This is a genomic window from Marinobacter antarcticus, from assembly GCF_900142385.1.
In the GTDB taxonomy this organism is placed as follows: Bacteria; Pseudomonadota; Gammaproteobacteria; order Pseudomonadales; family Oleiphilaceae; genus Marinobacter; species Marinobacter antarcticus.
The window spans coordinates 152430-172754 of record NZ_FRAQ01000004.1; the positions used below are offsets into that span (position 1 = coordinate 152430).

Genomic DNA, 20325 nt, shown 5'->3' on the forward strand with positions numbered 1-20325 from the left:
ATCCGGTAAGCCCGATGTCAGTGGCCTGTTCTGCTTAAACGGTTGTCTGAAATTGTAGCCAGCGCTTGAAGCCAATTTCTATGCCTATAACTATAGCGCCACTGTAGCCAGTGTTGATCAGCCAAAAGTGTGATTCTTGCTATTTGAATCCTCCTCGCACAAGGGGAACTTGGCCTTCATGAAAAATAGTTGGCCGGGGGCCGTTTGTCGAGCCTTGGCGGGTGATAGGATTATTTGAAATTCGAGAAATCCGGTTTGCGCTTTTGCATGAAGGCGCCGAAGGCTTCGGCCGCTTCCGGCGATTTCAGGCGTTCTGCAAACAGTTCCCCTTCCGCCAGCATGGTGGCGGCAAGCTCTTCATGAGTAGGGTGGCTCAGAAGCTTCTTTGTAGCCCGGATGGCGGCTGGTGGCTGGTTGGCAAGTCGCCGGCAGGCTTCGAGAGCGGCTGCTTCGGTGCCGGCAGGATCGCACACGCGGTTAATCAGCCCAAGGCGGTGGGCGTCGTCTGCACTGAAGGTGTCGCCCAGCATCAAAAGCTCGGCCGCTCGCACTCGCCCAATCCAGGAGGGCAACAGCAGGCTGGAGCCGCCTTCGGGGCACAAGCCCAGGCTGGCAAACGGCATCTGGAAGCGGGTATTGGTGCCGGCAAAGACCATATCGCAGTGCAGGAGCATGGTGGTGCCAATGCCCACGGCGGGCCCGTTTACGGCGACAACGACCGGTTTGGTGGCGCTGGCCAGAAGAAACAGAAAACGGCCCACGGGCGTTTCTTTGAAGTCTCCCTGTAAACCACTGGCAAAATCGCTCAGGTCGTTCCCGGCGGTAAAGCACTCTTCGCTGCCGGTAAACAGTACGCAGCGAATGTCAGCATCTGCATCGGCCTGTTCAATTGCATCTCCCAGCGCCGTATACATAGCGTGGGTGAGTGCATTCTTGCGCTCCGGGCGGTTAATGCGGACCGTCAGAACCTGGTTGTTGATCTCGGTAAGAACAAAGTCTGTCACGGTATCTCCTGACGTGCTTTTTGAAGTGCTTTTTATCATTTGATTAGGATGATACCTTTTTTGCGGCGTTTGTTAAGAAAAGCTTCGCCTTCTGTCGAGTCCTCGCTCTTTCGATTTTCTGGTAAACTCTGCGTCCTGTTTTTTGACGATACTCTCCTAACGAGACCAACCTGATGAGGCGCCTATGACCACCGTAATTCGCCAGGATGACCTGATTGAAAGCGTAGCGGACGCGCTGCAGTTCATTTCTTACTATCACCCGAAAGATTTTATTCAGGGTGTTTACGAGGCTTACCAGCGGGAAGAGTCGCAGGCGGCCAAAGATGCCATGGCGCAGATCCTGATCAACTCGCGTATGTGTGCTCAGGGCCACCGGCCGCTGTGTCAGGACACTGGCATTGTTACGGTATTTGTAAACGTTGGCATGAACGTTCAGTGGGATTGCGAGATGTCTCTGGACGATGTGATCAATGAAGGCGTACGTCGCGCCTATACCCACCCGGACAACGTGCTGCGTGCGTCGATTCTGGCGGATCCGGATGGTAAGCGTCAGAACACCGGAGACAACACGCCGGCGATTATCCACTACAAGATAGTGCCGGGAGACACGGTTGAAGTGCACGTGGCAGCCAAAGGTGGCGGTTCTGAAGCCAAATCCAAATTTGCCATGCTGAATCCGTCCGATTCTGTGGTGGACTGGGTGCTGAAAATGATTCCGCAGATGGGTGCTGGCTGGTGTCCGCCTGGCATGCTGGGTATTGGTATCGGCGGGACTGCCGAGAAGGCCATGGAAATGGCGAAAGAATCGCTGCTGGATCCGATTGATATCCACGACCTTCAGGAGCGCGGTGCGTCCAATCGTGCCGAGGAGCTGCGCCTTGAGCTTTTCGACAAGGTGAATGATCTTGGTATCGGTGCCCAGGGTCTGGGTGGTCTTACGACGGTTCTCGATGTGAAGGTCAAAGACTATCCGACTCATGCCGCGAATAAACCTGTCGCCATTATTCCGAACTGTGCCGCTACCCGCCACGCGCACTTCACGCTGGATGGCACTGGCCCGTCTCTGCAAACGCCGCCGAGCCTGGACGACTGGCCGGAAATCACCTGGGAAGTGGGTGAGAACGTGCGCCGGGTAAACCTGAATACGGTTACGCCGGAAGATGTAAAAGACTGGCAGCCAGGTGAAACCGTTCTGTTGTCCGGCAAGATGCTGACCGGCCGCGACGCAGCGCACAAGAAGATGGTCGATATGATCAATAACGGCGAAGAGCTGCCGGTGGATCTGAAAGGCCGCTTCATCTATTACGTAGGCCCGGTTGATCCTGTGCGCGAGGAAGTGGTTGGCCCCGCAGGCCCTACCACCGCAACTCGCATGGACAAGTTTACCCACACCATGCTGGAGAAAACCGGCCTCACCGGCATGATCGGCAAAGCCGAGCGCGGTCAGGCGGGGATTGACGCTATTCGTGAATTTGGTGCGGTGTATCTGATGGCGGTGGGCGGCGCTGCGTACCTGGTGTCAAAGGCCATCAAGCACGCTGAGGTGGTGGCCTTCCCGGAACTGGGTATGGAAGCCATTTACGAGTTTGATGTGGAAGACATGCCGGTAACGGTCGCGGTGGATTCCCGTGGTTCGTCCGTGCACCAGACTGGCCCCGCTGAGTGGCATGAGAAAATCATTGCTGCCAAGGCGGTCTGAGGTTTAGTGAATGGTTAGCTCGAGCAGCTGATATTTATGTGTTTGCCCCAGTCTGGCGGCAGCGCAGCGTATCTTGCATGCTCGGGCTGCTCATCATACGGCCGCTCCAGAACCTTGATCAGTTCCTTCATGGGCTCGTAATCGCCATTCTGTGCTTCCAGAATCACTTGCTGTGCCAGATAGTTCCGCAGAATGTATTTGGGGTTCACCCTGCGCATCTCGAACTCACGCTCGTCGTGGGCGCGGGTTTCTTTCTCAAGCCGCTGCTCATAGCGCGCCAACCATTCATCTGCCACTTGACGATCCACAAACAAATCCCGCACGGGTGCATGGCCATGGGCGTAAACGTTGGAAAGCGCGCGGAAGAAGGCGGTGTAGTCGGTATGGTGCTCGTTGAGCATGCTGAACGTGTCCATAATCAGACTCAGATCCCCTTCGTCTTCCTGCACCAGGCCGAGCTTGTCCCGCATATTCTGTAAAAAGCGACCGTTGTAGGCGGCTTCATAGCGCTGCAAGCCATTGTGGATGGTGTCTTCGTCCATGACCGGCAGCAGAGCGTTGGCAAGATACTGACAGTTTGCAAAGCCTACCTGAGGCTGGCGGTTATAAGCGTAGCGGCCACCCTGATCGGTGTGGTTGCAGATGTACCCGGCATCAAAGTCGTCCAGAAACGCGAAAGGCCCGTAATCGAAGGTATCGCCGATGATCGACATGTTGTCGCTGTTCATAACGCCATGGCAGAAACCGACCGCCTGCCAGTCCGCAATAAGACGGGCGGTGCGCTCCACCACTTCTTCAAACCAGCGGGCGTAACGCTCTTCCTCTGCCAGCTTTATCAGATGTGGAAAGTGCAGCGCGATAACATGTTCCAGCAGAGTTTTTACCGCTTCCGGCCCTTCATGGTGAGCCGCAAACTCAAAGTGACCAAAGCGGATATGGCTCTGAGCTACGCGCACCAGAGCCGCAGCGGTTTCAATAGATTCTCTGCGTACCGGATTCCGGGCACTGACCATAAACAGAGCGCGGGTGGTTGGAATGCCAAGCCCGCTCATGGCCTCGCTGCACAGATACTCGCGAATGGTTGAGCGCAGAACCGCCCGGCCATCCCCAAAGCGGGAATAGGGTGTCATGCCGGCGCCTTTGAGGTGCCAGTCCCAGCGGCGGCCATCGGGGCCTACCGTTTCCCATAAAAGCAGACCACGGCCATCACCCAGTTCCGGGTTGTACATGCCAAACTGATGGCCGGTGTATTTCATAGCCACCGGGTCCATGCCCTCAAGCAGTTCTGTGCCGCCACCGATTTTGGCCCAGTCGGCTTCGTTGGTGACATGAAACCCCATTTCCTGCGCCAGCTTGTGGTTGAAACACGCCATTTTTGCGTCTTTAAGCGGGGAAGGCTGCACGCGAGTGTAAAAGCTGTCCGGGAGTTCCAGGTAGCGATGCTCTACACGAAAACCGTTGCTACTCATAAAAACCTATACTCCCATATGGTACGAATTCTGCTGAATGCTTAATTAACCGATCCATCAAAGACGGGAACCTTAACGTGTCTGACCGTGAGCTTAAACCAACCATTGACGCCCTGATTGAGCAGGAAGGGCTACCTCACAATTACGCTGCTACCGTGGAACTGACCATCCTGCCCCTGATAGAACATATTGTCTCGTTAAGTAGCGCAAAAAAGAGAACCGTCGTTGTGGGCATTCATGGCGCCCAGGGCACCGGTAAATCCACCTTGGCGCGGTTCCTGACCACTCTGCTTTGCGATCACTGGCACTGCCCGACAGCGAGCTTTTCGCTGGACGACCTCTACCTTACCAGAGCCGAGCGACGGGCACTCGCTGAGCAGGTCCACCCCCTGTTTATGACCCGAGGGGTGCCTGGAACACACGATGTAGAGCTTGGCGAGCGGGTTATTGATCAGCTTCGAACGGCTGGCCCGGGCGATCAGACCCGTATTCCTGCGTTTGACAAGTCTCATGACGACCGCGTGCCCTTGAACGAATGGCCCGTTTTTAACGGCAAGGCAGAGATTATTCTGGTTGAAGGTTGGTGTATTGGCGCTCGACCTGAAGACGATAAAGCTCTGGCCGCACCCCTCAACACACTGGAGGCCGAGGAAGATCCCTCGGGCATCTGGAGAGGATACGTAAACCAGTGTCTCAAGGGTGCGTATCAAGAGTTTTTCGGCAAACTGGACAGCCTGATTATGCTGAAGGCGCCGTCGATGGCGAGTGTTCTGGAATGGCGCACGCTTCAGGAACATAAATTGGCAGAAAAAATCGATCGCGCACTAAATGAGGGCGCTTCAGCGCGTGCTGCGCAAGATTTGCGCATCATGAGTGACCAGGAGGTAACCCGCTTCATCATGCACTACGAGCGGGTGACCCGATCCTGCCTTAAGCAATTGCCAGGCCGGGCAGATGCGCTGATTGAGGTCTCCGAAGACCATTCCCTGAGCCGCCCCCACTTTCGGGCTCAACCATAAAGGAACTTCCCATGCCCAAGCCGCGTTTGCTCATATTTTCAGATCTGGATGGAACCCTGCTCAACCATGAAAACTATCGTTGGCAGCAGGCGATGCCGGCGCTGGAGCGGGTTGCGGAGGCGGGCATCCCGCTGATCCTGAACTCCAGCAAAACCGCTGCGGAAATCCGGATGTTGCGCCGGCAACTTGGAAACACCGACCCTTTCATAGTGGAAAATAGTGCAGCCGTGGTTATTCCGCCGGGAACGTTTGGGAATGATAGTGAGCAAATTGTGCATTTTGGGGCGTCCCGGGCAGAGGTGCTGAAGGCGCTGGCCGCGCAAAGGGCAAGCGGCGCACGGTTTCGGGGCTTTGCGGATATGACCGATGACGAACTGGCGCAGCTCACGGGGCTGGATTCTGCTTCGGCCGCACGCGCCCGGGAGCGCCTGGGAACCGAACCACTGATTTGGCAGGGGAGCGACGAAGAACGGCTACGTTTTGAAGCCGCCCTGTCTGCTGAAAACCTGCGACTGGTTAAAGGCGGCCGGTTCTATCACGCCATGGGCACCTTTGATAAGGCCGATGGGGCCCGCTTCTTGCTAAACAAATACAGAGAGCAATACCAGGAGCGCTATGGCAACCAACGAATGACGGCGATTGCGTTGGGGGACAGCCCCAATGATCAGCGAATGCTGGAGGAAGCAGATATTCCGGTCGTCATCCGTGGGGTTAACAGCAACGAGGTGCAGTTGCCCTCAGAAAAACACGCCATGCGCTCTCTCAAACCCGGCCCGGCGGGCTGGAATGAGTGTGTACTCAATCTCCTGTTTGAGTATGGATATTAGTACTGCAAAGGAGAAGCGCCATGGGCGACTTTTACCAGAATGGCATTGTCACCACACTGCACAACCTTGTTCGCCGGCCGGTGGAGGATCTGGAAGCCGAGCTGATGACCTTTCGCAAGTCCCGGCCTATGTCGCTGGTGTTGCCGTCGCTCTATTCCGAGCTGGAAGGGCCGGCGTTAAAGAACATTGTGCATGAACTCACGAAAGTGCCTTATCTGGACCAGATCATTATCGGCCTGGACCGTGCCAATGAAGAGCAGTACCGCCATGCACTTGAATACTTCTCTGAGCTGCCACAAAACTTCAAAGTGCTCTGGAACGATGGCCCGCGCCTTCGTGCTATTGATCTGAAGCTCCGCGAACAGGGGTTGGCGCCGACGGAAATGGGTAAGGGCCGCAATGTCTGGTACTGCTTCGGCTATGTGTTGGCCTCCGGCGTGAGCAAGTCGGTCGCGCTGCACGACTGTGACATTCTCACCTATTCGCGGGATCTGGTGGCGCGTCTGATCTATCCGGTGGCTAATCCCGGTTTTAATTATATGTTCTGCAAGGGCTATTACGCGCGAGTGGCGGATGGAAAGATGAACGGGCGAGTCAGCCGCCTGCTGGTGACCCCTCTGATTCGTGCACTGAAGAAAGTGTGTGGCCCGAACGATTTTCTGGATTATCTGGACAGTTACCGTTATCCCCTGGCCGGAGAATTCTCCTTCCGTACCGATGTAATTGATGATCTTCGTATTCCCAGCGACTGGGGGCTGGAGATTGGCGTACTCTCGGAAATGAAGCGGAACTATGCCACCAACCGGCTATGCCAGGTGGACATTGCCGATGTCTATGATCACAAGCATCAGGAACTCTCGCCGGAGGATGCCAGTCGTGGTCTTTCCAAAATGAGCGTGGATATCGCCAAGGCGCTATTCAGGAAACTGGCAACAAACGGAGAGATTTTCTCAAGCGAGAAGTTTCGCACCATCAAGGCCAGCTATTTCCGTATCGCTCTGGATTTTGTGGAGACCTACCAGAATGACGCCATCATTAACGGTCTTGGGTTTGATCGCCACAAGGAAGAGAAGGCTGTTGAGTTGTTCGCCCAGAACGTGATGCGTGCGGGCGCTTACTTTCTTGAGAATCCCATGGACACACCCTTTATTCCAAGCTGGAACCGGGTCACCAGTGCGATTCCGGATATCAAGGAACAACTGCTCAAGGCCGTGGATCTGGACAACGAGGAATATCGGCCATGAGCCAGGTGCTGAAGGCCAAGCTGGTTAGCATGCTTGAAGTTGTCTATCCAGCGCTGGATTGTGACTTCCTCGCTGAGCAGCTGCTAACAACGATGGGCCTGCTTCCGGATCAGCCTCCGCCGACGGCGCATCAGAGCCGCTGGAGTGAATCGGATGTCGTTCTGATCACCTATGCGGACACCGTTCAGCAAGCGGATGAAAAGCCTTTAGCGACACTGCATCAGTTTCTGAATCGATGCTTTTCCGACAGCATTTCCGCCGTTCATATCCTGCCGTTCTTCCCCTACAGCTCCGATGACGGTTTCTCGGTAATGGATTACCTTGCCGTCAACGAATCCCATGGAAGGTGGGAGGACGTTGAGGCCATCGCGCGGGACTTCAAGCTCATGGCGGATCTGGTGGTCAACCATATGTCAGCCCGCAGCCGTTGGTTTGAGAATTTCCGGAAGCGGATTGATCCGGGCAAGGACTATTTCTTCGAGGGAAACCCCCGGGACGATCTGAGCGCGGTGGTAAGGCCGCGCACATCACCTTTACTCACGCCGGTTCAGACGGACGATGGCGAGCGTTATGTATGGTGTACCTTCAGCGAGGATCAGGTCGATCTTAACTTTGCCAATCCCCGGGTTTTGATCGAGTTCGCAGCGATTATCCGTTATTACCTTGAGCGCGGCGTTGTTATTTTCCGGCTGGACGCCGTCGCTTTCCTGTGGAAAGAGCCAGGTACGCCCTGCATCCACCTGCAACAGACCCACGAACTGATCAAGATTTTGCGTCTGCTGATAGAGCATCATAGCCCGGATGCCGTGGTGATCACCGAAACCAATGTGCCCAACCGTGAGAACCTGACCTATTTCGGCAACGCTAACGAAGCCCACGTGATCTACAATTTTTCTCTGCCGCCGCTACTGATCAATACACTGGTTACAGGCGACTGCAAACACCTGAAAACCTGGCTGATGAGCATGCCACCGGCACAGATGGGTACCACCTACCTCAACTTCATTGCGTCCCACGATGGCATTGGCATGCGACCCACGGACGGGTTGCTGGATGAAGAGGAAAAGCAGCGACTGGTCAACACCATGGATTCGTTCGGCGGTAAAGTGTCCTTCAGGCGCACACCAGACGGCCGGGACCAGCCCTATGAAATCAACATCGCCCTCTATGATGCGTTGAAGGGCACCGCCGCGAACGGCGCGGACCATTGGCAGTTGCAGAGGTTCATTTGTGCGCACACGGTGATGCTCGCTCTGGAGGGAATACCCGCTTTTTACATACACAGCTTGCTGGCGACGGAAAATGATACCGAGCGGGTGGAGCATACCGGCCGCCTGCGCTCCATTAATCGCAGCCAGTGGCAGCTTGCGGATCTGGAACGGGAGCTGGACAACCCTTTGAGCCATCACAGCAAGGCCTACCGCGAACTGAAGCGCCTGATTGCGATTCGCCGCAGGCAATCGGCGTTTCATCCCAATGCGACCCAGTTCACCTTGCACCTGGGGCTAAAGCTGTTCGGCTTCTGGCGCCAAAGCACGCGGCGTGACCAGTCCATTTTCTGCATTCACAATATCAGTGACGAGGTGCAGCAGGTGGCGTTGAGTGATATCAACCTGATCGGTACCGACCACTGGCTCGATCTTATCGCGGGTACGACTATTGACGACCTCTCTGGTTGTATCACCCTGAAGCCTTATCAGAGCGTCTGGCTGTCCAATCGGGAGTAGGGCAGAATGCCTTCATGCCCAAAACCTCTGCCCCTCGAAAACCCAGAATACTCCTGCTCTCCGCCTATGACGCAGGCAGCCATCGTCGCTGGAGAGAGCAGTTGGTGCTCAGTCAGCCGGAATTTGAGTGGCATGTACTTTCTCTGTCTCCGAGATTCTTCCGCTGGCGGATTCGAGGTAACGCGCTTACCTGGCTGAACGAGCCGCTGTTAAAGGAGAGTTGGGACCTGCTGCTTGTGACTTCCATGGTCGACCTGGCGTCGATCCGGGGTTTTCATCCGAACCTGGCCGCTACGCCGGCGCTTCTCTATATGCATGAAAACCAGTTTGCCTATCCGGCATCGGATGCGCAGCACAACAGCATTGATCCTCAAATGGTGAATCTATACAGCGCTATTGCCGCCGAGGCCGTTCTGTTCAACAGCGACTGGAATCGACGGAGCTTTCTTGATGGTATTGAAAAACTCTTCCGGCGATTGCCCGATGGTATCCCGGAGGGAACGCTCGAACGCATTGCCGCGAAATCCCGGGTTCTGCCGGTCCCCATCGATGATCATGTGCTCCTCAACGAAGCAGGGCGCCGAAATCCTGAGGTGGGTGAGCGGTTATGGGGCAATGGAATTGAGTCCTGGCCCTGTTCATCGCCGCTAAGAATTGTGTGGGCGGCTCGCTGGGAATATGACAAGGGCCCTGACCGGCTGATCGCGATTTTGCAGGAACTTGATCGCAGGGCGGTGAACTTTCAGGTGTGTATCCTTGGTGAGAGTTTCCGAAAAGTACCCGAAGCCATGATGACTATCCAGCAGCAGTTTGCCCATCGACTTGTTCAGTTTGGATATGCCTCAAGCCGCACCGAGTATTACGAGTGGCTGGAGAGTGCAGATGTGATTCTTTCAACCGCGTTACATGAGTTTCAGGGGCTGGCGGTGCTTGAGGCTGTGGCTGCTGGCTGTGTGCCCATTGTGCCGGAAAGGGAGGTCTATCCGGAGTTGTTTGCACCGGAATACTTGTATCCGGACTGTGGCGACGATATTCCGGATGAGGCGGTCCACGCAGCGGCGTTGATTGAAAGCCAGGCTGTGGAAAGCCATCGTGACCGATTAATGGTGCCAGATGTAAAGCGCTTCAGCCGTCGCGCATTGAAGCCGATATACAAGGCGTTATTGTCGGGAGCTATAGCAGGTAACGCATGATATAAGGCCCGGCTGTGGGGCGCAGGCGATAACCGGATTATGAAAACATACTCATTACACCCACGCAGCCACATGGGGTATCCTGACCGAATATTCCTGACTGGACACTCGATTCATGACGGGACACTCGAAAGTGCCGAGACTTAATACATGATGAAAGTAATCAAGATAACCGGTGACTCCCTCAAATGGGAAGACTGCGCGAGCTTTGAAGAACTGCCGGCAGATCACGTAGAAATCGATGTTGTCTGGAGTGCCGTGAACCGTGCAGACCTGTCGCAACGTGCTGGAGTTTATCCTCCACCCCCGGGTGCGTCTGACATTTTAGGGCTGGAAGTCAGCGGTCGTATCGCGGCGGTTGGCAAAGCCGTGGCAGGCTTTGAACCGGGCGACGAAGTGTGTGCCCTGCTGACCGGTGGTGGCTATGCAACCAAGGTTATGGTTCCTGCCGTTCAGGTGTTGCCAGTTCCCAAGGGGTATTCGCTGAAAAAAGCCGCGGCTATTCCTGAGGTGTTTGCGACAGCCTGGCTGAATCTTTATCAGGAGGCTGACCTTCAGCCGGGCGAGAGGGTGCTGTTGCACGCAGCCGCCAGTGGCCTGGGTACTGCCGTTATTCAGATTGCGACAGCGTTTGGTAACCCGGTATTTGCAACCGCCGGCGATGAAGAAAAGCTTGAGATTTGCCGTAAGCTGGGTGCGACAGGCACTTGGAACCGAAAAGACGGCTCTTTCGTGGATGCTGTAAAGAGCTGGGGCGGTGTGGATATGGTGCTGGATCCGGTCGGTGGAAGCTACATCAAAGAGGACCAGGAAGTTCTGAGCGCCGATGGCAGGATTATTCTGATAGGCCTTATGGGTGGCCGATCTGCGGAAGTCGATCTGGGCCTTATGTTGATGAAGCGTCACAGGCTGATCGGCTCAACATTGCGGTCCCGGTCAGTAGAAGACAAGGGGAGTGTAATGCAGGCATTGTATCGTCACGTCTGGCCGTTGCTGGTAGCGGGGCAGATTGAGCCTATGATCGACAGCACCTGGCCCATCGAGGAGGTTGAGGATGCTATGGCTCACGTGGCGGCCAACAGGAATACCGGGAAGGTTCTCCTCAAGATAGCGGAATAGCCTTCCCAGTGGTGAATTCCGTTTTGCTTTAATCGGCGATATGCACCAGTTGCTTGCCGAAGTTCTTGCCCTTCAGCATACCCTTGAAGGCCTCAACTGCGTTTTCGAGGCCTTCAGCAACCGTCTCACGGTATTTGATCTGGCCTGAAGCAATGCGGCTAGTAAGGATATCGGTAATCTCCTGATGCTTATCCTGCCACTCGGTGACCAGAAAAAAGCGGTGCTCTGGAACCGGGTCGAGGCGTTTGAGAATATCGAATGGCGTCTCTACTTTGTCTGTACTCTTGGCATTGTAAGCCGAGACATAACCGCAAATGGGTACCCGTGCCCCAGGGTTCAGAAGCGGTGCAACGGCTCTGGTGACGTCTCCACCCACGTTCTCGTAGTAGATGTCGATGCCGTCCGGGCAGGCGGCTTTCAGATCGGCCTCCAGGTTGCCCGCCTTGTAGTCCACGCAGGCATCAAACCCTAGTTCATCAACCACATAGCTGCATTTCTCCGGGCCACCGGCAATGCCAACTACGCGGCAACCATTTGTTTTGGCGGTTTGGCCAACAACCGTGCCTACGGGGCCGGACGCGGCAGAGACCACCACGGTTTCACCTGCTTTGGGTTTGCCTACATAGGTTAAGCCGCAGTAGCCGGTGCGGCCTGGCATGCCTGCAACACCAAGGTAGGTTTGCAGTGGAACACCGTCTTTCTGATGGATTTTGTAAACCATCGGAGCTTCTGCGGGAAAGGTTACGTATTCCTGCCAACCTGAATAACAGGTGATCAGATCACCGACTTTCAGCTTGTCCGACCGGGACTCCACAACCCGCGCGACGCTCTCGCCGGTGATGGGCTCATCAATGCCGATCGGATCCATATACCCTTTGGCATCATTCATGCGCGGGCGCATGTACGGATCCAGCGAAAGCCATAGTATCTGTGCAACCACTTCGCCTTCTCCGGGCTCGCGTACCGGGCGCTCTTCCATAACCAGGTCACCCTCCTGGATTTCTCCGTTGGGGCGTTGCTTCAGAACGATGGCGCGATTGTGATAATTGCTCATGATGTTCCTCCCTAATCTTCAGTGAGATAGTTTGGAGCAGTCTTGCTCCTTGAGTTGCGTAACGAAACCAGATTAGCGTGCAGCAGAATGGTGTTGTGGTCAACCTCTCATGTTTTACGCGGTTCTGTGTGGCGGGGTTACATTCCGGAATCTGAAGGTTATAATCGGGCACCGGCTCAGGATGAGCACGAAAAGACACCAATCTTCAGGGATCGAAGATATGCCCCAGGCAAACGGACTGCAGTTTACCGCCTGTATTGGCGAACTCCCCTCTGATCTATTTTCCGTTGTTGGCTTTACGCTGACAGAACGGCTTTCCGAACTGTTCCACGGCTGCCTTGAACTGGCCAGTACCGATCCGGGCGTTGATGCGTCTGAGGTTCTGGAACAACCGGTGGATCTTCTGGTCTGGCAGGATGGTGCGCTCCTGCGACGCTTTACAGGTGTGGTCAACGAGTTTGCCCGGGGTGACAGCGGTCACCGCCGTACCCGCTATGAACTCGTCATCCAGCCGCCTTTATGGCGTTTAGGGCTGATGCACAACAGCCGCATCTTTCAGACTCAGACCACAGACACCATCGTGCGCTCGCTGTTGGAAGAGCGGGGCATAGTGAATTCGGTGTTTGATCTCAAACGAGGTCCCCAAGAACGGGAATACGGCGTTCAGCACCGGGAAAGCGATCTGGCGTTCATTGAACGAATGGCCGCAGAGGAAGGCTGGCATTACCGTTACCAGCACGGCAGTGTCGATGGAAGCCAGCAACCTGGCCTGGTCATGGCCGACCATCACGGCGATGCGCCCCGGCTGGGAACTGCTGAATATAACGGCAAAGCAGGCGGAAGTACCAGGCAGCCTTCGGTGTTCCGCTTCTGCTACGAAGAACGGGTTCGCGTCGCCGCCGTAGCCACGAAGGACTACACCTTCAAGAACCCTGCCTACGCCCTGATGCACGAACAGAGCGCCGCCACTCCCAGCCAGCGCCAAGACTATCAGCACTTCGACTACCCGGGCCGCTTCAAGGCCGATGCCAGCGGCCAGCCGTTTACCGAAGCGCGATTGGATGCTCTCAGAAACGACGCCAGCACCGCCCACGGCGAAAGCAATCGCGCAGACTTTACCTGCGGTGCCAAAGCCGAACTGACTGAGCACGACAACGAAAAACTGAACCGGGACTGGCTACTCACCGCCGTCACTCACACCGGTAAGCAGCCCCAGGCCATGGAAGAGGAGGGCGGTTCTGAACCGACCATCTATCACAATACGTTCAGCGCCGTTCCTGCCGACAAAACCTGGCGCCCCCTTTGCGACCATCGCCCGATGATGGACGGCCCCCAGATAGCCATCGTCACCGGCCCGGAAGGTGAAGAAATCCACTGTGACGAATTTGGCCGGGTAAAAGTACGGTTTCCCTGGGATCGGCGCCATCAGCAAAGCAAGGTAGAGAGCACCGAGAACAACGAACACAGCAGCGCCTGGCTCCGAGTCAGCCAGGGTTGGGCCGGTGGTCAATACGGTTTTATGGCCCTGCCGAGAATCGGCAACGAAGTCATCGTCTCCTTTCTTGATGGCGACCCGGATCAGCCCATCATTACTGGCCGAACTTTCCACGCCACCAATACACCGCCTTACGCGCTGCCGGAACATAAAACCCGCACTACCCTGAAAACCCGGACCCACAAGGGTGAGGGCAGTAACGAACTGCGCTTTGAGGACGAGGCGGACAAGGAGCAGATCTACATCCACGCTCAGAAAGACCTGGATCTGCTCACCGAAAACAACCGCACCGAAGTCATCAACAACGACAGCCACCTGACCGTTGAGAATGACCGCTTCAGCCACGTAAAGAGCAATGATCACATCACCGTTGATGGCGAAAAACGCCAAACCGTGGGCGCCGATTGCAGCCAGAACGTTGGCGGCACCCTGCATCAGAAATCTGGCGGCGCAACCTTGTGTGAGGCCGGTCGTGAAGTTCACTACAAGGCTGGCTCCAAAGTCATGCTGGATGCCGGCGTCGAACTCACCATTGCCGGTGGCGGCAGTTTTATCAAACTTGATCCGGGTGGTGTGACGCTGAGTGGGCCGGGGATCAAGATTAATTCTGGGGGGAGTCCGGGGCGTGGAAGCGGTGTGAGCGTTCAAAGTGCAGATATGCCACAGATGTTAGATGGCGACAGGCCGGTTTCTCCGCCTGCAGCAACTTTTGCGAATGTCAGTACGCGCAAAGCTGCTTCTGCAGCTCCCCTTCAGATAGAAGGCCTGCCAGGTACCGATCGAAAGCTCATTGTTGATGTGATTGGAGGGGATGCTGGCAGGGGTTCCGTTGACGTTATCAAGGGCTCTTCAGAAGGCGATGAGGTATGACAGGCCCCGTGACTTTTACAGACGAGCTCAAAGATCGTTCAGTTCGTCGCAAAGCAGAATACGATGACAGCAATCCTCACGATCTGGTTCTCACGATAGCCAAGCGTGGAGGAGGGCAGATCACCATCCCTCTCCTGAAAAATGCCCGTTCGAATATTGAGCGGGAAGACTATCAGGAGAATACCCTGTTAAGAATTAAACCCTTGGCAGAAATTGAAAGCGCACTGCCCGTCTCCACCGGTTATGGAGCCCCGGTTTTTCAGGGCAAGGCTGTTGCGATGATCCGGCCGGGTTATCTGTATATCTATCGTCGGGACAGGCTGTGGCGTGAACTGGAGATCGGGCCGGATTCGAGGGTGAGTGATGTGGATCTGGTTGCAGCTCGGAAAGCCATAGAGAGCCCGGAAAGCAACTTACGGATAGAGCGACCCGCCGAAGGCGAATGGCTTGATGATGTGCTTGTACCTGTATTTCTGCAGGGACAGGGAGTCATGCACGATATCCGCATGGCTTACAGTGAAGTGCAGTGGGATTGGAAATATATCCAGAAGCTGGAGACAGACGAAAAGGCCAGAAATGCCCGAACGACAGGTGTTGGGCATGCCTGGGCAGTGACCACGGTGGAAGGTCTTAGCTTCCAGACCGGTTTTCCGGCATCACGAGTTGAGGATTTGCCAGAGCTCCGTGCAAGGGATCTGGGTGTTGAGCTGATGCTGGAGAACCCCAGAAATTTTATACCCGAATTCGAAAAACCATCTGACTCTGAACTCTGCGTAAAACTATCTGCGCGCCTGCGCGAAGCGCAAGGAGAGGGTGAGAAACCTATTGAGCTCGACATCCATTGTGATGCCGATGAAGACCGGTTGGCTGGGCTGAGAGGGCAGAAAGGGTTGGCCTGTGTTGCTTTGCCGGATCCGCTATTCAAACTGCGCCATTCTCTAGCTCAGTTACAGTTGGCTTTGCATTATCTGGATGCAGTTGATGCTTCTATTCAGAAAGACCCGATGGTTCATTCTGCAATGCTGATCCGGCAAGCGGTGTTTGATCCTTCGCCAAGCGGAAGTCCCAGCGCTCTGGCCAATTACTCCCAGGCTATCGACAGATCAAAGCTGGATGAGGTGCTGGGCACGGAAGAAAAAAATCATGCCATTCGCGTAATTGAGCAACACGTTGGCGAGTTTCTGAGGTTGATGGGTGCAAGAAAGCTCGACCCCGTTCTGGAAGATTATCGGGAGTGTAGAGACATCGCGGTCTGTGAGGCCTACCTGTTGATTGCAAACAAGCTAGACCTGCTCCAGCAGATCCCGGGTGTGCTCAAAGCGCAAGGTGTCGATAGCCAGAATAACGTGTTGCCGGGTTTACGAGATTGGATGCTGAATGGCGATTTCCTGGAAGACTGGGCTCCAGCATCAAGTGAATCCACGGAGGAGTACGAGGTTGATGGGCGAACGCCGTCCGCCTTTGAGCGTTTGCAAAAGCTTGCTCAGCAGCAAACCGAGATTGATGAAGCCTTGTTGAATCGGCTGAATGTAATGTCCTTGATTCACCTTGAAAAGCAAGTCAGAGAAAACGATGAAAGCAATAGCAGTGGTATCAAGGGTGTTGCTAACGCAGGCAAGGTAGGCGGTATGATTTCCGGCGCCCTTAATGAGTGGAGTGCTTCGATATTGGCCGTGTGCAAGCGTCTTATCGAAGCCGACGTGATTCAGTCCATCGAAATGCAGCGGATCATGCAGAGAGTCAGCTCGAACCTTGTGCTGGCTGACCCGTGGCTCACGGGCATTGATGTGAAGAGCAGAGCCGGGGCAATGGAGCGAAGAGTTATTGTGGGAGTTTATGGTGATGGACTCCGGCGGGGGCTTACGGATTTCGATCTAACTCATGGCCCGCTCACAAGGCGTAACGATTATCTATATGCGGATCTTTTGGATGAGGCAGGTAAAAGGGTGGCTTCAACCAGTCCTTCTCGTGTTGCGGAGACACTGGGTGAAGCCATTAAAAAGGTTGCTGGCTCGACCTTTGTGTTTTCTGCTCCGGCGGGGCACCCGGAAGTCCAGAAGCTGAGTTTGCTTAAGGTGGATTATGCCAAGCAGCTCGGAAAAGTCGTGGATGGTCCGGTGGTGTCTCGTGGGCTGGCGGTGTTGGCGGCGTTTAATGTGTTTCTTGAGTTACATAACTTTGGCAAGGCACTGAATTCAAATAATGAAAACGGAGCGTTGGCCGGGGTGAAGCTTTTTGCTGGTGCTGTGTCTGACCTGGTTGCGGCATCGTTTAAGCTTAGCGAAGTCATGGGCAGATCTGCGTTAAGCGCTACCACCCGGATGAACCGAATAGCCACCCGCCCCCTATTTGATATGAAAAATTGGATTTTCATTGGTGACGGGCTAAAAGCTGCGGGAGCACCCACCTTGGTTCGGGTCGTTGGCTTGGCTACCTTCTTTGCAGGAAGTGTAGGCGCTGGCCTTAGCTATTGGGATATGCGTATTAGCATGTCCAGCAAGGATTTTGATGCCGCCACTGGCCATGCCATCGCCATGACTGGCAGCCTGGTTGTATTGGCATCACCTCTTATGAATGGATTGCTGGCAATGCCCGGTTGGGGCTGGGCTATTTTCGGTTTAGCGATGGCGGTTGGCGGTGGGTTGTATGCGGGTTCGGCCACCGATGATGCGTTTGAAAAATTGCTCAAGCGTGGCCCTTGGGGCACTCACTCTGAAGGAGCGTTGCCGGGGCAGGATGACCAAGCCTACTACAGCCAGTTGCTAACCCTTTTGTCGCCCGTACAGGTGACAGCCCAGCGCTACGAGAACGTGGAGCCAGATCCTGCTTTGTTCCATTCAGACTATCCGCCGAAAGCGGATGATTACGTGATTACGCTCCAGTTTCCGCTCGTTAGTCGCCTGAAGATATACCAAAAGGATGGTGACGGCCTGCCTGATAACCCCTTCCGTTTGGTGGTCCAAGAGGTGGCTTATCGGTCCTCGACAACTGCTGCTGTTGCTCTTGGCTCGACAGGTTCTGTGAGTGACACCCAGCTGCTTAAGGTCACACCACTGACCAAGGTCACCGCCCGGCAGTCCCTGCCGAACCAGTCAGCTGTTCGATTTCTGGTGCGGCGTGAAATTCAGGACAGCAGTTATAAAAGTCTGTTTTACGAGGAGTCTGTAACGACTCAGGTCCGGGTTGGGCTTCAGGCTACCCTGGATACCGAACTGGGGCCGCTGGTGTTCCCAGCCCCGGTGTTAGAACACTATGAGCCGTTCGACGAGGCCCTGCATAGCGAGCCACCTTCCAAAGTCCGGTTGGCCCTCAACCCCTATACCCAGCCTCAATCCCCTTACTGGTATTTCACCGAGGTCAGCACATGAATAGCGAACACGAACAATCTGTGTTCACTGAAATCGCCTTCCGGGCATCGGCGATTGCCCCCTTGCCCGAAGCCCCGATCAAGCGCATCCGCATAGGTGAAGAGCTTCAGCCCATTGGTAGCTACGCGTGGGCCATTCCTTATCTTGGTACTATTGAGGCTATTGAGGCGCTTCAGGACTGCGACAAAAGTGATCCAGAGTTTCAGGATAAAGAGTGGTGGTGGGACCATCAGCGTATACGGTTTTTGAATGGGAAGCTGGGCTTAAAGTTTCTGATCATGATCATTCCCATTGTTTGGATATTCATTTTATGGCTCGCCGGCCCTGCAGCGTTGGTTTGGGCGGTCGTCGAGATAGAGTTAATTCGAGCTCTTCCAGGGTTGTTCGTAGGCTGCGTTGGTATAGTACTAGCTCTCGCATGGTACATATTCGCTATTTGGATAACCCCGGCCACCACCAACTGGATCATGAGCACCGGTATCGGCTTTTTCCTCAAGCCTTTCGAAAAGACCCTCAGCAAAAAGCTGGGCGAGACGCTGGAAGACGGATGCAGTGAGTTCAACCGGGTCACCGGGCAGGTTCGCATTGCTTTGGGACGGAAACGGTTTCTTGAAGCTCCCTTTGTAGAATTCGATGCCTATGTGGATAGGGTTATTCAGGAAAGCGGCGTGTTTTACCGGTTAATGCTGGTGCACCGCTATACCCAGAAAACCTTCAACAAAACGGCGTTCAGTTCCATTGAATCCAACAAGAATGAAGTGCTGGCGACCTGGGATATGCTGCAGCGCTACATGGATGTGAGCCAGCCGCTACCGGATACCCCTCGCCTCGAACCATTCCGTCACCTGGACCCCGTAACGGCAGAACATGACCGGAAGACAGGACGCAACCCGCGATACTGGCGAGACCTGGATCTGGAAGCCTGGAAGGACGGTGAGGGTTGGACGGAAGTCCACAGATATCAGAATGAATATCCATGGGGAAGCCGGCTCTGCAAACTCACCCCACAGCTCGGCAAGATCTCGATGGAGGAATACCGGCAGCAGCGACCGGCGGGGGCGTGGCCTATTTGAAAATATTTCGGTAGTTGGCACTGAATTGGCCATGCAAAGTACTAATGAGAACAAAGTGAGTCAGTTTCGCCTATCTCATTTTGCAAGTTGCAACGGTTATTGCAAAACGCAACACTGGTGGTAACCTGTACATATTAAAAGTCAAATCACTGGAGGCCCTATGACCACAGCTATTCGCTTGGACGACAACCTGGTTCGTCACGCGGCTGCCGAAGGACAGGTGCACCGGCGCTCTACGCCCAAGCAGATTGAGTATTGGGCGGAGATAGGTCGTGCGGTTGCGGGAGAGGTGAGTGCGGAGGATCTGATTGCGATCCTTCAGGGTATTCGCCGCGTTAAGGTGGAGCCAGTGGTTCCGGAAACGGTCACCAGTGATGATTTGTGGGCAGAAGTGGATCAGGCCCGCGACAGCGGCGAATTGAGCCGCTCGATTGCCCGGGGGCGTACGGTGTATCAGGCCGCTGCGGATAAACCGGGTTATCTGGAAGCGATTTACCCTGGTGGTACGCGCTCGATCGGTCAGTTCCGTAATGGGCGGTTTGAAGCCGTGAGCGACCGTGACGACGCAGCCTGAGCTTTGGCTGCTCGTCGGCGGCAATGGTGCGGGCAAGTCGACGTTTTATGAGCGTTTTCTTGCCCGGCGCAGCATCCCTTTAGTCAACGCGGATAACATTGCGCGTAGCCTGTGGCCTGATTCCCCCGAAAAACATAGTTATGAGGCGGCTCTGATTGCTGAGAAAGAGCGGTTCCGTCTTTTGAAGGAGCGTCAGAGCTTCTGTTTTGAAACGGTTTTTTCTCACCCCTCAAAAATTGACTTTGTGGGAGCTGCTAAGGCTGCAGGTTTCCGTATCCGTATTTTCTATTTTCATCTGGAAACTGCGGCTCTGAACAAGGCCCGCGTAATCACTCGTGTCCAGTCCGGTGGCCACAATGTGCCGGAGAAGAAAATAGAGAGCAGGGTTCCGAGATCGTACGCCAACTTGCGTGAATGCATCGGGCTGGCGGATGAGCTACATCTTGTTGACAACTCCAGCCTGGATCGGCCCTTTGTTCGTGTTGCCGTCTGGGAAAATGGCGAGTGGCGGCGCTGCTGTGAGACGTTACCTGGTTGGGCGCGGGATTTGCTGGATGGATGAAGTTTTTGCGCAAGAGTCTTGGTAGGAG

General features: G+C 55.0%; 15 protein-coding genes. 12 read left to right on the top strand and 3 right to left on the bottom strand.

Translation table 11 applies throughout. The features are described 5' to 3' along the window. Positions 1-230: 230 nt before the first annotated feature. Positions 231-1004 carry an enoyl-CoA hydratase gene (locus BUA49_RS16025; RefSeq protein WP_072799408.1) on the bottom strand — a complete coding sequence of 258 codons (774 nt, stop codon included), beginning with the start codon at positions 1002-1004 and terminating at the stop codon, positions 231-233. Positions 1005-1188: 184 nt separating this feature from the next. On the opposite strand from BUA49_RS16025, the gene BUA49_RS16030 reads away from it, so the two are divergent. Continuing rightward, a complete protein-coding gene (locus tag BUA49_RS16030; protein WP_072799410.1) occupies positions 1189-2703 on the top strand; it encodes a fumarate hydratase in 1515 nt (504 codons plus the stop codon). A 14-nt stretch (positions 2704-2717) separates the two neighbouring features. Here the strand turns inward: BUA49_RS16030 and BUA49_RS16035 are convergent, their stop codons facing one another. Then, positions 2718-4172 (bottom strand): protein adenylyltransferase SelO, encoded by a 1455-nt coding sequence (locus tag BUA49_RS16035; protein ID WP_072799412.1) that lies wholly within the window; start codon positions 4170-4172, stop codon positions 2718-2720. Positions 4173-4249: 77 nt separating this feature from the next. Between BUA49_RS16035 and BUA49_RS16040 the strand changes: the two genes are divergently transcribed. From BUA49_RS16040 to BUA49_RS16065, 6 genes are all read left to right on the top strand, one after another. After that, positions 4250-5191, top strand: coding sequence for a hypothetical protein (locus tag BUA49_RS16040; RefSeq protein WP_072799414.1), 942 nt, complete (start codon positions 4250-4252; stop codon positions 5189-5191). Positions 5192-5202: 11 nt separating this feature from the next. Continuing rightward, entirely contained in the window at positions 5203-6018 is an 816-nt protein-coding gene (locus tag BUA49_RS16045) for an HAD-IIB family hydrolase (RefSeq protein WP_072799416.1), read from the top strand. Between the two features lie 20 nt (positions 6019-6038). Further along, positions 6039-7262, top strand: a complete 1224-nt coding sequence (locus tag BUA49_RS16050) for a glycosyltransferase family protein (protein ID WP_072799418.1) — start codon at positions 6039-6041, stop codon at positions 7260-7262. Next, positions 7259-8989: a sugar phosphorylase gene (locus BUA49_RS16055; RefSeq protein ID WP_072799420.1), complete on the top strand. Its 1731-nt coding sequence runs from the start codon at positions 7259-7261 to the stop codon at positions 8987-8989. The genes BUA49_RS16050 and BUA49_RS16055 overlap by 4 nt, the downstream gene beginning before the upstream one ends. A gap of 14 nt (positions 8990-9003) precedes the next feature. Further along, positions 9004-10182: a tRNA-queuosine alpha-mannosyltransferase domain-containing protein gene (locus BUA49_RS16060; protein ID WP_072799422.1), complete on the top strand. Its 1179-nt coding sequence runs from the start codon at positions 9004-9006 to the stop codon at positions 10180-10182. A 153-nt stretch (positions 10183-10335) separates the two neighbouring features. Beyond that, positions 10336-11301 (top strand): NAD(P)H-quinone oxidoreductase, encoded by a 966-nt coding sequence (locus BUA49_RS16065; protein ID WP_072799539.1) that lies wholly within the window; start codon positions 10336-10338, stop codon positions 11299-11301. Positions 11302-11329: 28 nt separating this feature from the next. Here the strand turns inward: BUA49_RS16065 and BUA49_RS16070 are convergent, their stop codons facing one another. Beyond that, complete coding sequence (locus BUA49_RS16070; protein WP_072799423.1) at positions 11330-12355, bottom strand: NADP-dependent oxidoreductase; 1026 nt, start codon at positions 12353-12355, stop codon at positions 11330-11332. A 220-nt stretch (positions 12356-12575) separates the two neighbouring features. Between BUA49_RS16070 and BUA49_RS16075 the strand changes: the two genes are divergently transcribed. The 5 genes from BUA49_RS16075 (at position 12576) to BUA49_RS16095 (ending at position 20297) form a co-directional block, all read left to right on the top strand. Beyond that, positions 12576-14720: a type VI secretion system Vgr family protein gene (locus tag BUA49_RS16075; RefSeq protein ID WP_084063610.1), complete on the top strand. Its 2145-nt coding sequence runs from the start codon at positions 12576-12578 to the stop codon at positions 14718-14720. After that, positions 14717-18088 carry a toxin VasX gene (locus BUA49_RS16080; RefSeq protein ID WP_072799425.1) on the top strand — a complete coding sequence of 1124 codons (3372 nt, stop codon included), beginning with the start codon at positions 14717-14719 and terminating at the stop codon, positions 18086-18088. Before BUA49_RS16075 ends, BUA49_RS16080 begins: the two co-directional genes overlap by 4 nt. Then, positions 18085-19161 (top strand): hypothetical protein, encoded by a 1077-nt coding sequence (locus BUA49_RS16085; RefSeq protein WP_072799427.1) that lies wholly within the window; start codon positions 18085-18087, stop codon positions 19159-19161. The genes BUA49_RS16080 and BUA49_RS16085 overlap by 4 nt, the downstream gene beginning before the upstream one ends. Before the next feature lie 160 nt (positions 19162-19321). Beyond that, positions 19322-19735 (top strand): TA system antitoxin ParD family protein, encoded by a 414-nt coding sequence (locus BUA49_RS16090; protein WP_072799428.1) that lies wholly within the window; start codon positions 19322-19324, stop codon positions 19733-19735. After that, positions 19719-20297 carry an AAA family ATPase gene (locus BUA49_RS16095; protein WP_072799430.1) on the top strand — a complete coding sequence of 193 codons (579 nt, stop codon included), beginning with the start codon at positions 19719-19721 and terminating at the stop codon, positions 20295-20297. The genes BUA49_RS16090 and BUA49_RS16095 overlap by 17 nt, the downstream gene beginning before the upstream one ends. Positions 20298-20325: the final 28 nt, after the last annotated feature.